The following is a 17913-nucleotide window of genomic DNA, read 5'->3' as shown; positions in this document are numbered from 1 at the left end:
ATAAAATTAATTTCTATTCAAATTCCATTAAATAAGGCATCATTGCTAAGAAGCCTTCTCTTTTTTTCCAACGGTTTACCTCAAACATGGAGGAAGCCCAAGGGATATTTTTAGCTAACAAACGCTCTGATAACGAAGTTTCAGAAGTCGCAGAACTTAATAACTCATCCACGAATGATTTTGCCTTCGGATAAACCGACACCTTGTAAGCACCCGGCTTTAATTTTGCTTTAGAGGCCGCTATCTCAATCGCCTTATCTAAACCGCCTAATTCATCCACTAAACCAATTTGTTTTGCCTGAGCTCCTGTCCAAACACGGCCACCTGCTACCGATTGCAAGCGTTGTAATGTCATCTTGCGACCTGCCGCTGCTTTCGTCGTAAAAGAAAGATAGCCCTTGTCAACCGATTTCTGAACGACTGATTTTTGGAAATCGGTTAAGGCTCCTGCTGACGTCATAAAGTTCGAATTCGCATGTGTATTCACATGATCCTGGGTAATACCCAAGGTATTTTTTAGGAAATTATCCACATTGAACCAGGCAGCAAAAATACCAATGGAACCCGTGATAGTCGTAGGTTGGGCAACAATTACATCCGTTCCCATCGCCATATAATAGCCACCTGAAGCAGCATAATTTGACATAGACGAGATAATCGGTTTTACCTTCTTGGTTAATTCAATCTCACGCCACATGATATCGGAAGCTAAAGAGGATCCACCCGGCGAATCAATGCGAAGCACGATCGCTTTGACTGATTTACTCTCGCGCAATTTCTTCAATTCTTTCACGAAATCATCTGAACCAATATTTCCCTCAGAAGCTCTTGTTCCTGAGATCTCTCCTTCAGCCACTAAAACCGCAATGCGATCCTTCCCTTCTACCTCATCAATTGGATTTTTTGCCTTCAAATAATTATTCACAGACACATAAATCACCTTTTCTTTTTCTCCAGATCCCTTCTTTAATAAGGCCTCAAACTCATCCCAATATCCTTGCTTCACCATTCCTAATTTCTCCGCGTTAGAAGGCTCAAAAGCCTGTAAACTATCCGCAATCAAATCTAATTTACGAACGGGGATATTTTTAGACCGAGCAATTTTGTCAAACACATAGGTATTAATCGACTGTAAGAAAGAGGATGTCTGCGCCTTGTTTTCTTCGCTCATATCTTCACGAATGAAAGGTTCTACCGCCGATTTGTACGTACCCACGCGGAACACTAAAGGCTCTATTTCTAATTTGTCTAAAGCTTTCTTGTAGAAGGTATATTGTACGCTAATACCATTAAAATCTAAGAGACCATTGGGATTCAAATAGGTCTTATCCGCCACAGAAGAGACATAATAGCCTTTTTCCGTGTACGAATTAGCATAGGCATACACAAACTTGCCGGACTTTTTAAACTTCTGAATCGCCTCACGAATTTCGGATAATTGCGCATATCCGGCGATCGGAAAACTAGCGTCTAAATAGATCCCCTTGATTTTAGGATCGACTTTGGCCCGCTCTAAAGCAGACAAAACCTGAATTAATCCCAAATTCTCCGGCGGAGCAAAATACAAATCCGTTAAAGCCGCGAAGGGATTGTCTTCCGTCGTCGCGTTCTCCACGATGGGACGATTCAAATCCAATTTCAACACGGAATTATCTTTCAAATCATAGACCTCATCCGAACTATCCATGGCGGCACCTACGCCAGCCAATAGCAATAACGAGACGATTGCAAAAAGAAAAAGTCCAACGACTGTCGCTAACGAATATTTGACAAATTGCCACATAGCTTTACATGTTAAGGTTTTCTAACCAAAGTTTTTACGGTAGTCCTCGCGCGCTTGACGAATCACTTCGAAAGCTACTTCGCGACCATAAATATCATCAATATCAACCGCACTTGAGGAGGTTTCTCCTGGCAACATTTTATAGGTCCAGAAATAGTGTCTCAAACGCTCTACGATATCTTTAGGTGCATCCGCAATGTCTTTCCATTTGCCATAAATCGGATCATCCTTCAATACCGCAATAATTTTATCATCCGCCTCACCCTTATCAATCATGCGAATTCCTCCAATCGGAATCGCTTGACATAAAATATCTCCGTGCGTAATCGCACGCTCTGAAAGCACTAAAATATCCAACGGATCGCCATCCCCTCTTTCAATATCCTTACCAGAATACTTGCGCGCTAATTCCGCGATGCCATCTGAACAATAGGTTTGAGGCAAAAAGCCATATAAAGCTGGAACAATGTTCGAGAATTTCTGCGGACGGTCGATCTTCAGATATCCCGTTTGCTTGTCAATCTCGTATTTCACCGTATCCGTAGGAACAATTTCAATAAACGCGGTCACTAATTCAGGCATTTGATCACCTATTTGAACGCCATGCCAAGGATGTGCCTTAAAGAAGTTTCTATTCATAATCTTTTTATTAAATCTAACTTAGGTTAAAAATCCCTGCAAATTACGAAAAACAAAGGATAAATTCTGCTAAATTTGTTGTTTGCATTGCGCTAATAGACATGATTTATCCAATTATACCCTACGGGGACCCTGTTTTAAGAAAAGTCGCATCCCCTATTGAATTAGGGAGCATCGATTTAATCAAATTATCGGAAGATATGTTTGAGACCATGTATGCGGCCAGCGGCGTTGGTTTAGCTGCTCCACAGATTGGCATGGACATTCGTTTGTTTGTGGTGGACGGTCGTCCCATGAACGAGGGAGAAAAGGACGAGGATGTAGATGAGTCTTTAATCGGCTTTAAGAAGGTGTTTGTGAATCCGACTATTTTGGAAGAAACAGGCGACGAATGGGGATTCGAGGAAGGATGTCTTTCTATCCCAGGTATTCGCGGCGAGGTGTATCGCCCAGAATACGTGAAAATTCACTACTGGACGGAGCAAGGCGAAGAAAGAACGGATCTTTTCGAAAGCTTAGCTGCTCGCATTATCCAACATGAATACGATCATATCGAAGGTATTTTATTCACAGATCATTTGAATCCCGTGAAGAAGCGCCTCATCAAAAATAAGTTAAGTGATATCACGCGAGGAAAAGTTTCCGTGGATTACAAAATGAAGCTTACTCGTTAATTAGACAGATGAAAATTTCCCTTAATTGGTTACGTGATTTTATTGATATTTCGAAGCTTCCTGCCCAAGGTAGCCCCGAAGAATTAGACGTTTTATTAACGAACACTGGACTGGAAGTGGAAGGCATTGAGCCGCACGATAAAGTTCCAGGAGGATTGAAAGGATTCGTCGTGGGTGAAGTTTTGACCTGCGAAAAATTCGAAGTGAAAGAGAAAACCTTGAGCCTGACGACGGTAGACGCAGGTTTGGACGAAATATTAACGATTGTATGTGGAGCTGCGAATGTAGCAGCAGGCCAAAAAGTGATCGTCGCCACTCCTGGCACCCAATTATACGATAAAGAGGGCAAAGAATTATTCAAAATCGAGAAGCGCAAGGTCTACGGACAGCCATCGGAGGGAATGATTTGTGCAGAAGATGAAATAGGCTTAGGAACATCACACGATGGGATATTAGTATTAGACACTCAGGTGCCTAACGGAACCCCAGCAGCTTCGTTTTTTGACATCGCTGGAGATTTAGTACTAGAAATCGGATTAACGCCAAACCGTGCGGATGCTGCCTCTCACTGGGGTGTAGCACGCGATATTCGTGCCGTGACGGGTCTTCCAATTCAATTGCCATCGCCAGCCTTAGTGATCGAAAGCAATGCACATCCGATCGCAGTAGAAGTGAAAGACGCTGGTTGTGACCGTTTCTGCGGCATCACGATGGATGGCATTCAAGTAGCACCTTCCCCAGCTTGGTTACAGGAGCGTTTAACAGCCATCGGATTGCGTCCCATCAATAACGTAGTCGATATCACCAATTTCATCTGCCACGGATTAGGCCAACCGATGCACGCCTACGATTGGAATGAAATCAAAGGCGGGAAATTAATCGTCGATACTTTGGCAGCTGGTACCGTATTCAAAACCTTAGACGGCATTGAACGCAAATTAACAGGCGAAGAATTAATGATCTGCGACGCTTCTGGCGCTATCGGCATGGCTGGCGTGATGGGCGGAGAAGATTCAGGCATTAAAGACAGCACCACAAGGGTATTCCTTGAAGTCGCTCATTTTAAACCAGAACGCATTCGTAAAGCAAGCCAAATTCATGGACTTAAAACCGATGCGTCTTTCCGTTTCGAGCGTGGCACGGATATTCAGGCGAAATTATTCGCATTAGAATACGCAGCCCAATTAATTCAAGAGTTAGCCGGCGGAAAAATCACGTCTGAGCCGTTCGATTATTATCCAACTCAGGTTGAATTAGTCAGCATTCCAGTCAGCGTTCGCCGCGTGCAACAATACATCGGTATTGAATTAGCCGCTGATCGAATCAAGGAAATTTTGACGCTGTTAGATTTCAAAATCGAAGCAGATAAAGGGGACGAATTCGTTGCAATCTCGCCTGCTTACCGCGTTGATGTGACCAGAGAGGCAGATATCATCGAGGAAATCTTGCGTATCCATGGTTTAGATAACATTCCGTTATCGGATCATTTGAGCGCGAATTTCATCTCGGAATTCCCTTTGTTAGACAAGGAGCGCGTGCAGTTGAATATCTCACAGATTTTGACGGCCAAAGGCTTCCAGGAAATCATCACTAACTCACTAACGAAAGCCGATGCGCACGCATCGATCGCCAAAGATTTATCCTTCGAAACGGTAGAAATCCTAAACCGTCTTTCCGAAGACCTAGGCGTGATGAGACAACATATGTCTTTCGCCGGATTAGAGGTATTAGCACACAATATTAACCGCCGTCAAAAAGATTTGAAAGTCTTTGAATTTGGCAAAACCTACCATAAAAAAGGCGCTAAATACATCGAAAAGAAGCATTTAGCCTTATTCACGACGGGTTTATGGGCCGGAGAAACCTGGTCCAGCGCACCTACGAAAACGGCACTTCACCATTTATATCAAGTCAGCATCGAATTAATGCGCTCACTCGGGGTAACCGAATTTGAGACAGATACCATCGAGAATTCGAGTGTATTTGCCTTCGGATTACGCATTTCCATCAACAAGAAAGCGTGCCTCGAAGTAGGGATGATTCACCCGAATTTAGCTAGTAAATGGGAGGTAAAACAAGACGTGTTCTTCGCCGATTTCGACTGGGATTATTGGGTGAAACAAGAAAAGGCAGACTTCGTCTACCAAGAGATTTCTAAATTCCCAGAGGTTCGTCGCGATTTATCACTTGTTATTGATAAAACGGTTAGCTACCAAGCGATTCGCAAACTAGCGGAGCAATACGAGAAGAATTTACTGAAAAACGTGTCGATTTTTGACGTCTATGAGGGCAAAAATCTTGGCGAAGGCAAGAAAGCTTATTCTGTAAGCTTTACGCTACAAGATGAGTCTCAAACCTTAACAGATAAGGTGATTGAGTCCACGATGGATCGCTTAATGAAAGGATTCGAGAAGGAAATAGGGGCGCTAATTCGAAAGTAATTAGCGCTTGAACATGCCACCCAAATTAGGCATCTTCATCTTTCCGTCCTGCACCTTGTTCATCATCTTCATCATTTTGCGCATGTCTTCGAACTGCTTCAACAGGTTATTCACCTCTTGAATCGATGTTCCCGACCCTGCCACAATGCGATTCTTGCGTGATGGGTTCAAAATATCTGGATTCTGACGCTCCTTCGCAGTCATCGAATTGATGATTGCTTCAATAGGCTTGAAAGAATCATTGGAAATATCCACATCCTTCACCGCTTGGCTCATCCCTGGCACCATACCCATCAAATCCTTGATGTTACCCATCTTCTTGATTTGCTGTAATTGTGCGTAGAAATCCTCAAACGTAAAGTTGTTTTGGCGTATTTTCTTATTTAAACGAGCTGCTTCATCTTCGTCAAAAGCCTGCTGCGCACGCTCCACTAAAGACAACACGTCCCCCATTCCGAGGATACGGTTCGCCATACGATCAGGATAGAACTGATCTAAGGCTTCCATTTTCTCCCCAGTAGAAATGAATTTGATTGGTTTATCGACAATTTGACGGATAGAAAGGGCCGCACCACCGCGGGAATCCCCATCTAATTTCGTTAAGACAACGCCATCAAAATTTAATCGATCATTAAAGGTCTTCGCCGTATTCACCGCATCTTGACCCGTCATGGAATCCACGACGAACAAAATCTCGGTCGGCTTAATCGCCTCTTTTACAGCAGCGATCTCATTCATCATCACCTCATCCACCGCTAAACGACCCGCTGTATCGACAATGACTACTTTTTTACCCATTTTACGGGCATAAGACAACGCGTTCTCTGCGATGCTAACGGCATTCTTATTTTCAGGCTCTGCGTACACCTCCACTCCGACCTGCTCTCCCAATACTTTCAATTGGTCAATCGCCGCAGGACGGTAAATATCGCAGGCTACTAATAGCACATTGCGCCCCCCTTTTTTAATGTATTGAGCTAATTTACCCGAGAAAGTCGTCTTACCAGAACCTTGTAAACCCGCGATTAAAACGACAGCTGGATCGCCTTTTAGGTTAATGTCCTGCTTTTGGCCACCCATTAACTGGGTTAACTCTTCGTGAACGATTTTAATCAATAATTGACCAGGCTCGACGGAGATCAGGATTTTTTGGCCCATTGCCTGATCCTTAATGCGATCAGTAATCTCTTTTGCCACCTTATAGTTAACGTCCGCGTCCATCAAGGCACGGCGAATTTCCTTCACCGTAGCGGCAACGTTAATATCTGTAATTCTGCCATTCCCCTTCAGGGTACGCATAGCAGTGGTCAACTTCGAACTTAAATTCTCAAACATAGTATCTAAAAAAAGGACTGCAATTTACGCTTTTTCAGGCAAATTTTAATCAAATAAAATTGTCTTGTTTTCATGAATAAAGACGCGATCTTCGAGGACGAGTTGCAAAGCTTTGGCCAAAACCGATTTTTCTACTTCCTTTCCCGCCTTCGACATTTGTTTCGCATCATAAGAGTGGTTTACTGACACCACATCTTGACAAATAATCGGACCTTCATCTAAATCATCCGTCACAAAATGAGCGGTCGCTCCAATAATCTTTACGCCACGCTGAAAAGCTTGCTGGTACGGATTAGCTCCGACAAAGGCAGGCAAAAAAGAATGGTGAATATTGATCATCTTACCTAAATAGGCAGAAGCAAATTCTGGTGTCAGAATGCGCATATATTTAGCCAGCACGATTAAATCAGGATTTGCTGCATCAATAATCAGCCTAAGCTGCGCCTCATGCGCTTCTCTCGTTAACCCTTCTGCCGGCACGTGAGTAAATGGTATCGAAAACTGGGCACAAAGTGGTGCTAACACCGCATGATTACCTACCACCCCCACAATCGAAAAGGGCATATCTTCGAATTGAGATTTAATCAATAAATCTCCCAAACAATGGTGCTCTTTCGTCACACATACTAAAACTCGCTTCTTAGCTGGCGGAATCACCTCGACTTTTGCATCTGAAGGCAAGACGGCTTCGATCTCCTGAGTCAGCGACTTCAGATCTGTAGATCCGCTAAAAGAAACCCGCATAAAAAAGCGATCCTTAGGTTCATCCACAAATTCATTGGTTTGGGTGACATTCAATAATTTAGCGAATAACACCCCCGTTATTTTATGAACTAAACCCTTCTCATCCCTACAAGCAATCTTAATTACTGTTTCCATCAAAAAAAAGCGAAATTTTGACAAAAATACCCCAAAATAATGGAGGAAAAAAGATTTAGTCTTTACCTTTGCAAGATTAACACAACCTATCAAAATTTTGATATAACAAAAATGGAAAAAATTAAAGTTGCCAACCCAGTCGTTGAATTAGACGGCGACGAAATGACTCGAATTATCTGGAAATTCATCAAGGATAAATTAATCTTACCTTATTTAGATCTAGACATTAAGTACTATGATTTAGGTGTAGAATACCGCGACGAGACGAATGACCAAGTAACTATCGAAGCAGCTGAGGCAATCAAAAAATACGGTGTAGGTATCAAATGTGCTACCATCACTCCTGATGAGGCTCGTGTAACCGAATTCGATTTGAAGCAAATGTGGAAATCTCCAAACGGAACGATCCGTAACATCCTAGATGGTACCGTTTTCCGTGAGCCAATCGTTTGTGCAAACGTTCCTCGTTTAGTTCCTAACTGGACTGCTCCGATCATGATCGGTCGTCACGCGTTTGGTGATCAATACCGCGCAACTGACTTCGTCACGAAAGGAAAAGGTAAATTAACCGTTACATTCCAACCAGAAGATGGTGGTGCAGCTCAAACGTTCGAAGTATACAACTTCAAAGGTGATGGCGTTGCGATGACTATGTACAACACAGATGAATCCATCAAAGGTTTCGCACACTCTTGCTTTAACATGGCATTGAGCAAAGGATGGCCTCTATATTTATCGACTAAGAACACGATCTTGAAGAAATACGATGGTCGTTTCAAAGATATCTTCGAAGAGATCTACCAAGCAGATTACAAAGCGAAATTCGAAGCTGCAGGGATCGTTTATGAGCACCGTTTGATCGATGACATGGTGGCTTCTGCGTTAAAGTGGAATGGCAACTTTGTTTGGGCTTGTAAAAACTACGATGGAGACGTTCAGTCTGATACCGTTGCGCAAGGTTTCGGTTCATTAGGCTTAATGACTTCTGTATTGATTACACCAGACGGAAAAGTGATGGAAGCGGAAGCGGCTCACGGAACGGTGACTCGCCACTACCGCGATCACCAAGCTGGGAAGCCTACTTCTACGAATCCAATCGCATCTATCTTCGCTTGGACTCGTGGTTTAGAATTCCGTGGTAAATTAGACAACAATGCGGCCTTGATTAATTTCTGCCAAACATTGGAAAAAGTATGTGTTGCGACAGTAGAGTCAGGTAAGATGACCAAAGACTTAGCCGTTTGTATCCACGGTAACAAAGTTACTCACGGAGAGCACTACTTATACACAGAAGAGTTCTTAGAGGCTTTAGATACGAATTTGAAAGCTGCGCTGGCGTAAGTCGCCGCAGGCGGCTTAGTCGCGACTACGTCGCTTAGTCGTTGCTTCGCAACTTAGTCGAAAATGAGTCGTCTCTTCGAGACTTAGTCGACTTCGTTTTAGTCGTTGCTTCGCAACTTAGTCGAAAAAGAGTCGTCACTGCGTGACTTAGTCGACTTCGTCTTAGTCGTTGCTTCGCAACTTAGTCAAAGAGTCCGGAGGGGAAGAAATTCCTCTTCGGATTTTTTTTGTGCTGACATTTTCGACTAAGTCCGCAGAACGACCAAACGACGCAGTCGTGACTAAATCGCACAGCGATGACTAAGCCGAAGGCGACTAAGGCGCAAGCTCCGACCAAACGACGCAGTCGTGACTAAGCCGAAGGCGACTAAGGCGCACCGCGCCGACTAAGCCGAAGGCGACTAGATTTTTTTATTTTAAGCCCTGGCTTAAAATAAAAAAAATCGCGCCGATTGCTCAGCGCGATTCCTTCTTATCGTTTTGTTTCAAATACTATTCTGAAACCACAGAGAAAGCAATCTTGTGTTTTACTTCTTTGTGTAAGTCAAGCGTAGCAGCGTAATCGCCGGTTGTCTTCACTTCTGTATCGAATGAAATCTTCTTACGATCGATATCGAAACCTTTTTCTTTCAACATCTCTGAAATTTGAAGGCTAGTCACACGACCAAAGATTTTTCCGCTATCACCTGTCTTCGCAGGAATAGTTAATGTCATTTCACCGATAGCTGTAGCTAAATCGAATGCATCTTGACGAACTTTCTCTACTTTGTGAGCAGCTTGCTTGATGTTTTCCGCTACAACCTTGCGGTTAGACGGAGTCGCCATGATAGCGAAACCTTGTGGAATTAAGTAATTACGACCGTAACCAGCTTTCACTGCAACGATATCGTTTTTGTAACCTAATCCAGCAATATCTGTTTTTAATATAATTTCCATCTTATGTTTACAATCAAATGTTTATTGGATAAGGTACTATTTTAAACCGTCAGCCACGTAAGGCATCAAAGCCAAGTGACGAGCACGCTTGATAGCTTGTGCCACACGACGTTGGAATTTCAAAGAAGTTCCAGTGATACGACGAGGTAAGATTTTACCTTGCTCGTTCACTAACTTCAATAAATAATCAGGGTTTTTGAAATCGATGTATTGAATACCAGATTTCTTGAAACGGCAATACTTTTTGCGGTTTCCGTTTTTATCTACAGGTTCGTTAACTAGTGTCATATTATGCTTCTGTTTTTTCTGGTTTTCTACCTACTAATCCTTTTCTCTTTTTTTCGTTATAAGCTAATGCATGCTTATCTACCGCTAGGGTTAAGAAACGAATCACGCGCTCATCACGCTTGTATTCTAATTCTAATTTAGCGACTAAGGTAGGAGCTGCTGCGAATTCGAAAATTTGATAGTATCCAGTGTGCTTGTTCTGAATCGGGTAAGCTAACTTACGTAAGCCCCAAGCGTCTTCATGAACGATTTGCGCACCGTTTTCTACCAACAGATTCTTGAATTTCTCAACAGTGTCCTTTGTCTGTTGTTCAGACAAAACGGGAGTTAAAATGAACACCGTCTCATAGTTTTTTAATTCCATAAAAAAATTGTTGTTTAAAAACTGGTAAAAATTTGGACTGCAAAGGTACGAATATTCCTTCACAATCAAAACGTTAACAACAAAATTTTGGAATTAGCGCACTTCGAAGGTTCCTAGCCCAATCAAATATCCCTCCGCATAAAGTTCAATTTCATGCTTCCCAGCTTTGAACCCATTAGGTCTAGAATAGATAAATTCCACCGATTGGTGGTTGTTTTCATAGAAAATACGCTGGCGACTCGTGAAAGTTAATTCGCGACCTTTGAAATCAAAGGTGCCGGAGCCTAGATTGTAATCAGAAATGGTCGTTCCGGTAGGTTCAATGATGCGCAAAAAGACTGTTTTAATCTCTTTACTTGCGAACGTATTTTCCTGCAAATGGAACATTACGCGAATTTTATCGACTTTGCGGGCTTTTTGATTGTTAACGGAGGACTCTTTACCTCGAGAAGAAATGGCATACACATTTACTCCCTCCGCACGCAAGGCAGCGGCAGCACTCACCTTTTCGGTTAATTCCTTATTCCGAATTTCCAGCACGCGGGACTTTTCACTGAGTTCCCTTTCCTTTAGGTCAAAGGTTTTGCTCGAATCCTCGAGTGCCTTTTGGATATTCACTAAACCTACTTTTAGAATTTGAGCTTCGCGGCTTAGGGAATCGTTGCGTAGAATTAAAACGACGTTTTCCTTCTTCAATTTTTTAATTTCGGCATCCTTTTGACCTAAGAGGTGCAAATAATAACTAAGTTTCTTTTGGAATTCGGCTGGATCGATGTCGCTTAAATGCTTCTGATCGCCTAGGATTTGGGCTTTGGCCTTTTCTAATTCATTGACTTTACCGCCTAATTTTTTGATTTGGACTAAACGCAAATTCAATTGTTCTGCTACTGAATCCAGCTTCACCTGGGCATTTTCGACAAATTCCGCCTGAGAAGGTTGCGTAATTCGATCCAGCAGACCAAACTTATCCGACAGAATATAGGCCAGCAATAAAAAAACCAACAGCGTTAACCAGGTCACGCGACTCTTCAAACTACTTTCGTTTCCCCTCGAATTATCCGATTCCATTTATTTGCTTTATTTGATCTTTTACTCCTGAATCAAAAATAATAAATTAATTTTAATATTATTTTTTAGTCCAAACAAAATTTAGCCTTAACGCCCTATGGCAATCGCAGAACAAATTTCCTTGATTAACAAGCAATTAAACGACAGCGCCGCTCGACTTATTGTGGTCACGAAGACAAGAAGCATCGAGGAGCTACAAGAAACGTATGCGGCGGGGGCGATTGAATTTGGAGAAAACCGCGTGCAAGAGATGGTCGAAAAGCAGGCGGTGTTGCCTGAGGACATTCTTTGGCATCAAATAGGACACCTGCAGACGAACAAAGTTAAGTATATCGCACCGTTCGTACACCTAATTCATTCGGTGGATTCGCTGAATTTATTGAAGGAAATCAACAAGCAAGGGGCGAAAAATAACCGCGTCATCCACTGTTTGTTGCAGATTTTTATTGCGACGGAAGAAAGTAAGTTTGGTTTGGATTTCAAGGAAGCCGAGGCCTTATTAGCAGATGCCTCGTTTGCAGAGATGAAACACATCCGCATCGTGGGTTTAATGGGCATGGCGAGTTTCACAGCAGACGAAAAGCAGATTAGACGCGAGTTCAAGAGCCTGGCGGATTTTTTCCAACAGCTTAAAAACAACAAAACCGGCGTTTCGACCGGTCTTGTAGAATGGACTGAATTGTCCATGGGTATGTCTGGTGATTACTTGATCGCTGCTGAACTAGGAGCTACCTTAGTTCGAGTGGGATCAGCAATCTTCGGTCCTCGTCACTAACGCGTTAAGGACATAATCTCAAATTCCAATTTTCCAGCCGGGGCAGTGATTTCTGCTAAATCCCCCACTTTCTTGCCTAACAAACCTTTTCCGAAAGGAGACGAAACCGAGATTTTTCCCAATTTCAAATCTGCTTCTTCCTCCGATACAATAGTATAAGTGACGGTCATTCCCGTTTTCGTATTCTTAATCTGAACAATGGAATAGATTGAAACAACCGATAAATCGATCGTCGATTCATCCAAAACACGTGCAATTGAAATAATTTCCTCCATTTTAGAGATCTTCAATTCCAATAAGCCTTGTGCATCTTTCGCCGCATCATACTCTGCGTTCTCACTTAAATCGCCTTTATCACGCGCCTCTGCGATTTGTTTGGCCATATCTGAACGACCTGTAATCTTCAAATAATGTAATTCCGCTTTTAATTTATCTAGCGCCTCTGCCGTGTAATATTGAAACTTTGCCATACTCTTTTTAGGGTTTTACCTCCGTGCTTAAAAACAAAATAGAACGGCCTCCGACCGTTCTACCTAATTTATTTGTAGTTTTGTTTCGGATTCGCAACTAAAGTTTTTGTTTTTCTAACAGCACGTATTGGTTGTTTTATAGAGGACAAAGATAATAAAAATTCAGACGGATTCCACAAACTATCAAGATCAAGGATGCGGATTATATTTTTTGGAACCCCAGAGTTTGCAGTGGCCAGTTTACAAGCCTTAGTCGAGGCTAAACTGAATGTCGTGGCCGTAGTAACTGCCCCAGATAAACCTGCAGGTCGAGGACAACAGATCCAATCCTCCCCAGTGAAAGAGTACGCTGTTTCCGTAGGCTTACCCGTTTTGCAGCCGGCAAAATTAAAAGATCCTACCTTTTTAGAAGAATTGGCTGCGTATAAGGCTGACCTTCAAATAATCGTAGCCTTCCGAATGTTACCGGAGGCTGTTTGGAATATGCCTCCAAAGGGTACGTTTAATTTGCACGCTTCCTTGCTTCCTCAATACCGCGGTGCGGCGCCCATCCACTGGGCAGTGATTAATGGGGAGACCGAAACGGGGATTACGACCTTCTTTTTACAACACGAAATCGACACAGGGGACTTATTGTTCCAAGAGACTGAACCGATTTCAGAGACTGACACTACAGGGGAATTGTACGAACGATTGATGAATAAAGGTGGCGCCTTAGTCGTCAAAACGACTAAAGCGATCGAATCTGGCGACATTCACCCGAGGCCGCAGCAAGAAATCGATGAACTGAAATCAGCTCCTAAATTAGACCGCAGTACTGGCGAAGTGCATTGGACGCGTGCTGGTCGTGATATCGTGAATTTAGTACGCGGAATGAATCCATTCCCGGGGGCTCATACCGTATTTCAAGGCAAAAATTGCAAGCTGGTTGCTGTGGAATTTCATCCGGAAATTATCCCTGATTTAGGGGTGGGGGTTTGGGATACGGATCAAAAGACGTTTCTACGCGTAGGCTGTAGCGATGGCTACATCAACATTCTAGAATGGCAAATGGAAGGTAAAAAGCGATTGAAAATCGAGGATTTTTTACGAGGCTATAATTTTAATTTCTAGTCTAGCTTCCAGCGGCCAGCCGAATAAAAGTAACCGTAGGAGCCTTTTTGGATAAAAATATAATTTTCCTGCAGGTTTGCTAGTACTGTGATCGTGTACGGTTTCAATTGGAGACCCGAAGCCGACGCAGGAAAAGGGATTGCCTGAGAGCAAGCGCAAGGTTTATTTTCGCGTAACTGATTCAATTCAATCAATAAATCGCGGGAATCCTCCACTAGCTCTTCCCTACCTAGATTCACTTTTTTGAAGTAGTTTCGTTCATAGGCATTCTTGAAAGGCTCATATTCTAACGCAACCTCCGGGTATTTCTGAATCAAACTCGCACTATTCAAAAAGGCTTGAATGTGACCAGGATCTGGGAAACCCACAAAATCGCCACCCCAAAACAAACCAATCTCCTTTGCTTTCTTACCATATTGATCATAAATGGTTCCGCGACGCAAATGCCTACCCTTGCGCGCAATGGCACCATCAGCGGCTAATCCGAAGTTGTGAAAGGAGATAAAGGCTTTGGAAAAGCCCTTCTTCTGCAAAGCTAATTGTTGCTTCTTATTGCGGGTGGTGGAGGTATATTTTAAGCGATAAGGCGCGTGAATACGCTTGATTAAACTGTCCCGCTTCACTTCAAATGAATCAATTTCTGAGGCCAACAAATCCGTCCAAGGCTGGTGTAATTCAGCTACTTCCCTTGTCTCACGCGAGCCATCCGGGTTAATGCGTACAAAGACATAGGCCGCAACAGAATCGCCTGAAAAAGTAGAATCTTGCTGCTTATACAACCATTTAAACTCATCCCAATCCAGCGAATCTAGCTTATCTGGCACACAAATACGAGCTTGAGCTCCCGTATTCTCCAAGAAAAGCAATATAAGCTGGAAAAGACCAATTAAAATCATTTTTTCAACGGAATGATGAGCACTTCTCCCCGAAGCGTGATATCATCTTTCTTGTGATTCGCGTCCATAATCGCTTGTTTACTCACACCATATTTCTCCGCCACTTTGCGCATGATATCGCCCGGCCCTACCGTATGAATCGCTTGAATCTTCACGTTTAATTTAGTCGAACCACTTTTAATACCATCCGGATTGACCCCTGGATTCAAGGCTTTTAATTGATCCACTTTCAAACCATAATGCCGAGCAACAGCAGAAAAGGTCTCCCCTTTCTCTACCGTGATGGCATGTGATTTTCCAGCGGGTATGGCTACCTCAGGAACGACTTCGGCTTCTGCCTCTTTCTTTTGTTCCGCTAATTCTTCTTCGTCAGACTTGCTGATAATGGAATCCTTGGGAACGATCAATGAATCCGCAGGATCTTGCGTAGAATCGATCACTACTTGTGATGCTTCCGGCAACACCTCTTCCTCTGTCTCAACAAATTTCTCAGCCTTAATTAATTCGTCCTTATCTGGACTAACAAAATGTTCAAATCCTACGGCGATTAAGCCAACTAAGGTCAATAAAAGAATACCCAAGGTGATGACAGGCAATTTGCTGCTTTCTTCGTTCTCACTCATTATTTGGAAAATTTAGCTTTCGTTTCTTGGCTCATCTCAGCCACTTTATCTTCTAATTCTGCTTTGTAGGCGGTGTATTTTGTTGCCAAAGTCTCATCCGCAATCGCCAACATTTGGATCGCTAGTAATCCTGCATTTTTAGCCGCATTTAGGGCAACCGTCGCAACGGGGACGCCATTAGGCATTTGTAAAATAGATAAGACGGAATCCCAACCATCGATAGAATTCGAGGATTTTACGGGAACCCCAATGACAGGCAAAATAGTCGCTGAAGCCACCATTCCTGGTAAATGAGCTGCCCCGCCTGCGCCTGCAATGATCACCTGAATGCCACGAGACTTAGCTTGCTGTGCATAATGCATCATTTTGACTGGGGTGCGGTGCGCAGATACAATATCTACTTCATAAGCCACTCCAAAATCCTTACAAACCTGAATGGCCTCTTGCATGACTCCAAGATCCGAGCTACTGCCCATTATAATTCCTACCATAGCTAGCTATTTATGCGATGACGCGTATGCTTTGTTTTACTTGTTCTGCTTTTTGTTCAATCTCTTCGCGGGATTCCCCTAGCAAAGTGATGTGCCCCATCTTGCGATAAGGCTTCGTAATTTTCTTTCCGTATAAAAAAGGATGAACGCCGGGAATGCCTAAAATCGTATCCAAACCTTCGTATTTCGCTGGACCCGTAAAGCCGTCTGCTCCTAATAAGTTTAACATCCCAGAGAAAGAATGTGCCTTCGTATCTCCTAAAGGCAAGCCGGTAATCGCTCGTAAATGTTGTTCGTATTGAGAAGTATCGTTTGCTCGGATGGTTTGATGACCAGAATTATGTGGTCGAGGAGCGACTTCGTTAATGAGGATTTGGCCGTCTTTGGTCAAAAACATCTCCACCGCTAAAACTCCTACTAAGCCCATCTGATCAATCAATCGAACAGCGATGTCTTCTGCTTCTTTTTCAATTTCAGGCGAAATGGCTGCGGGGGAAACGAGGAATTCAACCAGGTTTTGAACCGGATGAAAAACCATCTCCACCGCCGGAAAAGCTTTAATTTCTCCTTGCGGATTACGCGCCACAATCACGGCTAATTCTTTATCGAAATCAATGGCCTTTTCTAATAGACCAGGGGCATCAAAACCCTTAGCGATATCCGCAGCTGAACCGATGTACTGAACGCCTTTACCATCGTATCCCCCTTTTCCTAATTTCTGAAAAGCGGGTAAAAAGTCCTCGTTTGCGATGATTTCCGCGGATGATTCGATCAATCTGAAATCAGCTGTAGGAAAACCGTGGGTTTGAAAAAAGGTTTTTTGAATGCGCTTGTCCTGAATCATGCGAAGCAAATGAGGTTGCGGGTAGACTTTAATTCCCTCCGCTTCTAATTGCTCTAGCGCTTCGATGTTCACATGCTCAATTTCGATGCTGATTAAATCGAATTGTTTCCCAAAGTGGTATACCGTATCAAAATCCTGAAACGAACCTTGCGTGAACTGGGTAGTCAACGTGTGACAAGAAGCTTCAGGATCTGGATCAAGGCAGGCAATGGACAAATCTAAGTCGATTGCTGCTTGCAAAAGCATTCGTCCTAGCTGGCCGCCGCCTAATAATCCGATTTTGGGAAGTGATTTAGACATAAATTCGAATTCAATGGGTAAAATTACGGCTTTTGTTTTACCTTTGGAAATTATTTAGACCTCGAGAAAAAATATTCTTACAGGAAAATGATATAAGCTCATGACAAAAAGAAATACCACGATTATCGCCTTCATCTTACTTGCAATCGCGAGTCGTTTATTGATTTTAGCAGGACCGGGTTGGGCAAACTTCTCACCAATGGCTTCTATGGCTCTATTTGTAGGTGCCTATTTGCATAACCGCAAACAAGCGATAGCTTGGACCTTATTAGCGGTTTGGGGATCAAATTTGATTCTTAACAACACCTTGTATGATGCCTTTTTCCCGGGATTTTCTTTCGGATTTGATGGCTATCACATGCTAGCCTTCGCTTTAATTGCTTTATTAGGCCAAAACGCCACAGCAAGCGCCTCCCGTTTCATCGGAACAAATGTGGTGGCAGTGATCGGATTCTTCCTAATTTCTAATTTCAATTCGTTTGTTTCGCCTGATCATACGTATACGAGAGATTTCGCTGGTTTATTAAGTTGCTATGCTGCTGGTATCCCTTTCCTAAAGAATACCATCGCTAGCCAATTCTTATTCTCAGGGTTGTTCTTCGGAGCTTTTGAAGTATTGAAAAAACAAGTTCCAGCCTTACGCTAGAATTTAT

At 42.9% G+C, this 17913-nt stretch carries 19 protein-coding genes; 6 read left to right on the top strand and 13 right to left on the bottom strand.

The window, feature by feature from the left end; genetic code table 11:
* Positions 1-13: 13 nt before the first annotated feature.
* Together sppA and G9X63_RS01890 are read right to left on the bottom strand one after the other, a co-directional pair.
* Entirely contained in the window at positions 14-1783 is a 1770-nt protein-coding gene (gene sppA, locus G9X63_RS01895; RefSeq protein ID WP_130922802.1) for a signal peptide peptidase SppA, read from the bottom strand.
* Between the two features lie 21 nt (positions 1784-1804).
* Positions 1805-2422 carry an inorganic pyrophosphatase gene (locus G9X63_RS01890; RefSeq protein WP_130894919.1) on the bottom strand — a complete coding sequence of 206 codons (618 nt, stop codon included), beginning with the start codon at positions 2420-2422 and terminating at the stop codon, positions 1805-1807.
* Between the two features lie 101 nt (positions 2423-2523).
* On the opposite strand from G9X63_RS01890, the gene def reads away from it, so the two are divergent.
* Complete coding sequence (def, locus tag G9X63_RS01885) at positions 2524-3096, top strand: peptide deformylase (protein WP_252623694.1); 573 nt, start codon at positions 2524-2526, stop codon at positions 3094-3096.
* An 8-nt stretch (positions 3097-3104) separates the two neighbouring features.
* Positions 3105-5537: a phenylalanine--tRNA ligase subunit beta gene (gene pheT / locus G9X63_RS01880; protein ID WP_252623691.1), complete on the top strand. Its 2433-nt coding sequence runs from the start codon at positions 3105-3107 to the stop codon at positions 5535-5537.
* Here the strand turns inward: pheT and ffh are convergent, their stop codons facing one another.
* Together ffh and purU are read right to left on the bottom strand one after the other, a co-directional pair.
* Positions 5538-6872, bottom strand: coding sequence for a signal recognition particle protein (gene ffh, locus G9X63_RS01875; protein WP_252623688.1), 1335 nt, complete (start codon positions 6870-6872; stop codon positions 5538-5540). It abuts the gene before it with no gap.
* A 45-nt stretch (positions 6873-6917) separates the two neighbouring features.
* Positions 6918-7751 carry a formyltetrahydrofolate deformylase gene (purU, locus tag G9X63_RS01870; protein WP_252623684.1) on the bottom strand — a complete coding sequence of 278 codons (834 nt, stop codon included), beginning with the start codon at positions 7749-7751 and terminating at the stop codon, positions 6918-6920.
* 111 nt (positions 7752-7862) lie between these two features.
* On the opposite strand from purU, the gene G9X63_RS01865 reads away from it, so the two are divergent.
* On the top strand, positions 7863-9092 hold the full coding sequence (locus G9X63_RS01865) for an isocitrate dehydrogenase (NADP(+)) (protein ID WP_130922799.1): 1230 nt from the start codon (positions 7863-7865) through the stop codon (positions 9090-9092).
* 492 nt (positions 9093-9584) lie between these two features.
* Here G9X63_RS01865 and rplI read toward each other — a convergent pair whose 3' ends face one another.
* The 4 genes from rplI to G9X63_RS01845 all read right to left on the bottom strand — a co-directional run bounded on the left by rplI (position 9585) and on the right by G9X63_RS01845 (position 11748).
* Complete coding sequence (rplI, locus tag G9X63_RS01860) at positions 9585-10028, bottom strand: 50S ribosomal protein L9 (RefSeq protein WP_130894913.1); 444 nt, start codon at positions 10026-10028, stop codon at positions 9585-9587.
* A gap of 36 nt (positions 10029-10064) precedes the next feature.
* A complete protein-coding gene (gene rpsR, locus G9X63_RS01855; protein ID WP_130894912.1) occupies positions 10065-10316 on the bottom strand; it encodes a 30S ribosomal protein S18 in 252 nt (83 codons plus the stop codon).
* 1 nt (position 10317) lies between these two features.
* Positions 10318-10680 carry a 30S ribosomal protein S6 gene (rpsF, locus tag G9X63_RS01850; protein ID WP_130894911.1) on the bottom strand — a complete coding sequence of 121 codons (363 nt, stop codon included), beginning with the start codon at positions 10678-10680 and terminating at the stop codon, positions 10318-10320.
* Between the two features lie 93 nt (positions 10681-10773).
* Positions 10774-11748: a hypothetical protein gene (locus tag G9X63_RS01845; protein WP_252623681.1), complete on the bottom strand. Its 975-nt coding sequence runs from the start codon at positions 11746-11748 to the stop codon at positions 10774-10776.
* 97 nt (positions 11749-11845) lie between these two features.
* On the opposite strand from G9X63_RS01845, the gene G9X63_RS01840 reads away from it, so the two are divergent.
* Positions 11846-12523 (top strand): YggS family pyridoxal phosphate-dependent enzyme, encoded by a 678-nt coding sequence (locus G9X63_RS01840; protein WP_252623678.1) that lies wholly within the window; start codon positions 11846-11848, stop codon positions 12521-12523.
* On the opposite strand, the gene greA is transcribed toward G9X63_RS01840, so the two are convergent.
* Complete coding sequence (greA, locus tag G9X63_RS01835) at positions 12520-12993, bottom strand: transcription elongation factor GreA (RefSeq protein ID WP_252623675.1); 474 nt, start codon at positions 12991-12993, stop codon at positions 12520-12522. The two genes, G9X63_RS01840 and greA, sit on opposite strands and share 4 nt — an antisense overlap.
* A gap of 195 nt (positions 12994-13188) precedes the next feature.
* Between greA and fmt the strand changes: the two genes are divergently transcribed.
* Entirely contained in the window at positions 13189-14106 is a 918-nt protein-coding gene (fmt, locus tag G9X63_RS01830) for a methionyl-tRNA formyltransferase (protein ID WP_252623671.1), read from the top strand.
* Here the strand turns inward: fmt and G9X63_RS01825 are convergent.
* The 4 genes from G9X63_RS01825 to G9X63_RS01810 are packed head-to-tail and all read right to left on the bottom strand — an operon-like array spanning position 14103 to position 17260.
* Positions 14103-15002 (bottom strand): M15 family metallopeptidase, encoded by a 900-nt coding sequence (locus tag G9X63_RS01825; RefSeq protein ID WP_252623668.1) that lies wholly within the window; start codon positions 15000-15002, stop codon positions 14103-14105. The two genes, fmt and G9X63_RS01825, sit on opposite strands and share 4 nt — an antisense overlap.
* A complete protein-coding gene (locus G9X63_RS01820) occupies positions 14999-15625 on the bottom strand; it encodes a LysM peptidoglycan-binding domain-containing protein (protein WP_252623665.1) in 627 nt (208 codons plus the stop codon). The genes G9X63_RS01825 and G9X63_RS01820 overlap by 4 nt, the downstream gene beginning before the upstream one ends.
* Positions 15625-16116: a 5-(carboxyamino)imidazole ribonucleotide mutase gene (purE, locus tag G9X63_RS01815; protein WP_252623663.1), complete on the bottom strand. Its 492-nt coding sequence runs from the start codon at positions 16114-16116 to the stop codon at positions 15625-15627. Before purE ends, G9X63_RS01820 begins: the two co-directional genes overlap by 1 nt.
* Before the next feature lie 10 nt (positions 16117-16126).
* Complete coding sequence (locus G9X63_RS01810; protein ID WP_252623655.1) at positions 16127-17260, bottom strand: 5-(carboxyamino)imidazole ribonucleotide synthase; 1134 nt, start codon at positions 17258-17260, stop codon at positions 16127-16129.
* A 100-nt stretch (positions 17261-17360) separates the two neighbouring features.
* Here G9X63_RS01810 and G9X63_RS01805 point away from each other — a divergent pair, with 100 nt between their 5' ends.
* Positions 17361-17906: a DUF6580 family putative transport protein gene (locus tag G9X63_RS01805; protein ID WP_252623653.1), complete on the top strand. Its 546-nt coding sequence runs from the start codon at positions 17361-17363 to the stop codon at positions 17904-17906.
* Positions 17907-17913 lie beyond the last annotated feature (7 nt).

The sequence above is a fragment of the Aquirufa antheringensis genome, from assembly GCF_023921165.1.
Taxonomy (GTDB): domain Bacteria; phylum Bacteroidota; class Bacteroidia; order Cytophagales; family Spirosomataceae; genus Aquirufa; species Aquirufa antheringensis.
Note: the sequence above shows the minus strand (reverse complement) of the source record. Positions and strands in the feature narration are given on the sequence as shown.

Bases quoted from the DNA above. Each gene is read 5' to 3' on its own strand.
- fmt (WP_252623671.1), top strand. From the start codon at position 13,189: ATGCGGATTATATTTTTTGGAACCCCAGAGTTTGCAGTGGCCAGTTTA.
- pheT (WP_252623691.1), top strand. From the start codon at position 3,105: ATGAAAATTTCCCTTAATTGGTTACGTGATTTTATTGATATTTCGAAG.
- G9X63_RS01825 (WP_252623668.1), bottom strand. From the start codon at position 15,002: ATGATTTTAATTGGTCTTTTCCAGCTTATATTGCTTTTCTTGGAGAAT.
- greA (WP_252623675.1), bottom strand. From the start codon at position 12,993: ATGGCAAAGTTTCAATATTACACGGCAGAGGCGCTAGATAAATTAAAA.
- G9X63_RS01810 (WP_252623655.1), bottom strand. From the start codon at position 17,260: ATGTCTAAATCACTTCCCAAAATCGGATTATTAGGCGGCGGCCAGCTA.
- def (WP_252623694.1), top strand. From the start codon at position 2,524: ATGATTTATCCAATTATACCCTACGGGGACCCTGTTTTAAGAAAAGTC.
- purU (WP_252623684.1), bottom strand. From the start codon at position 7,751: ATGGAAACAGTAATTAAGATTGCTTGTAGGGATGAGAAGGGTTTAGTT.
- G9X63_RS01820 (WP_252623665.1), bottom strand. From the start codon at position 15,625: ATGAGTGAGAACGAAGAAAGCAGCAAATTGCCTGTCATCACCTTGGGT.
- G9X63_RS01840 (WP_252623678.1), top strand. From the start codon at position 11,846: ATGGCAATCGCAGAACAAATTTCCTTGATTAACAAGCAATTAAACGAC.
- G9X63_RS01890 (WP_130894919.1), bottom strand. From the start codon at position 2,422: ATGAATAGAAACTTCTTTAAGGCACATCCTTGGCATGGCGTTCAAATA.
- rpsF (WP_130894911.1), bottom strand. From the start codon at position 10,680: ATGGAATTAAAAAACTATGAGACGGTGTTCATTTTAACTCCCGTTTTG.
- G9X63_RS01865 (WP_130922799.1), top strand. From the start codon at position 7,863: ATGGAAAAAATTAAAGTTGCCAACCCAGTCGTTGAATTAGACGGCGAC.
- rpsR (WP_130894912.1), bottom strand. From the start codon at position 10,316: ATGACACTAGTTAACGAACCTGTAGATAAAAACGGAAACCGCAAAAAG.
- G9X63_RS01845 (WP_252623681.1), bottom strand. From the start codon at position 11,748: ATGGAATCGGATAATTCGAGGGGAAACGAAAGTAGTTTGAAGAGTCGC.
- purE (WP_252623663.1), bottom strand. From the start codon at position 16,116: ATGGTAGGAATTATAATGGGCAGTAGCTCGGATCTTGGAGTCATGCAA.
- sppA (WP_130922802.1), bottom strand. From the start codon at position 1,783: ATGTGGCAATTTGTCAAATATTCGTTAGCGACAGTCGTTGGACTTTTT.
- rplI (WP_130894913.1), bottom strand. From the start codon at position 10,028: ATGGAAATTATATTAAAAACAGATATTGCTGGATTAGGTTACAAAAAC.
- G9X63_RS01805 (WP_252623653.1), top strand. From the start codon at position 17,361: ATGACAAAAAGAAATACCACGATTATCGCCTTCATCTTACTTGCAATC.
- ffh (WP_252623688.1), bottom strand. From the start codon at position 6,872: ATGTTTGAGAATTTAAGTTCGAAGTTGACCACTGCTATGCGTACCCTG.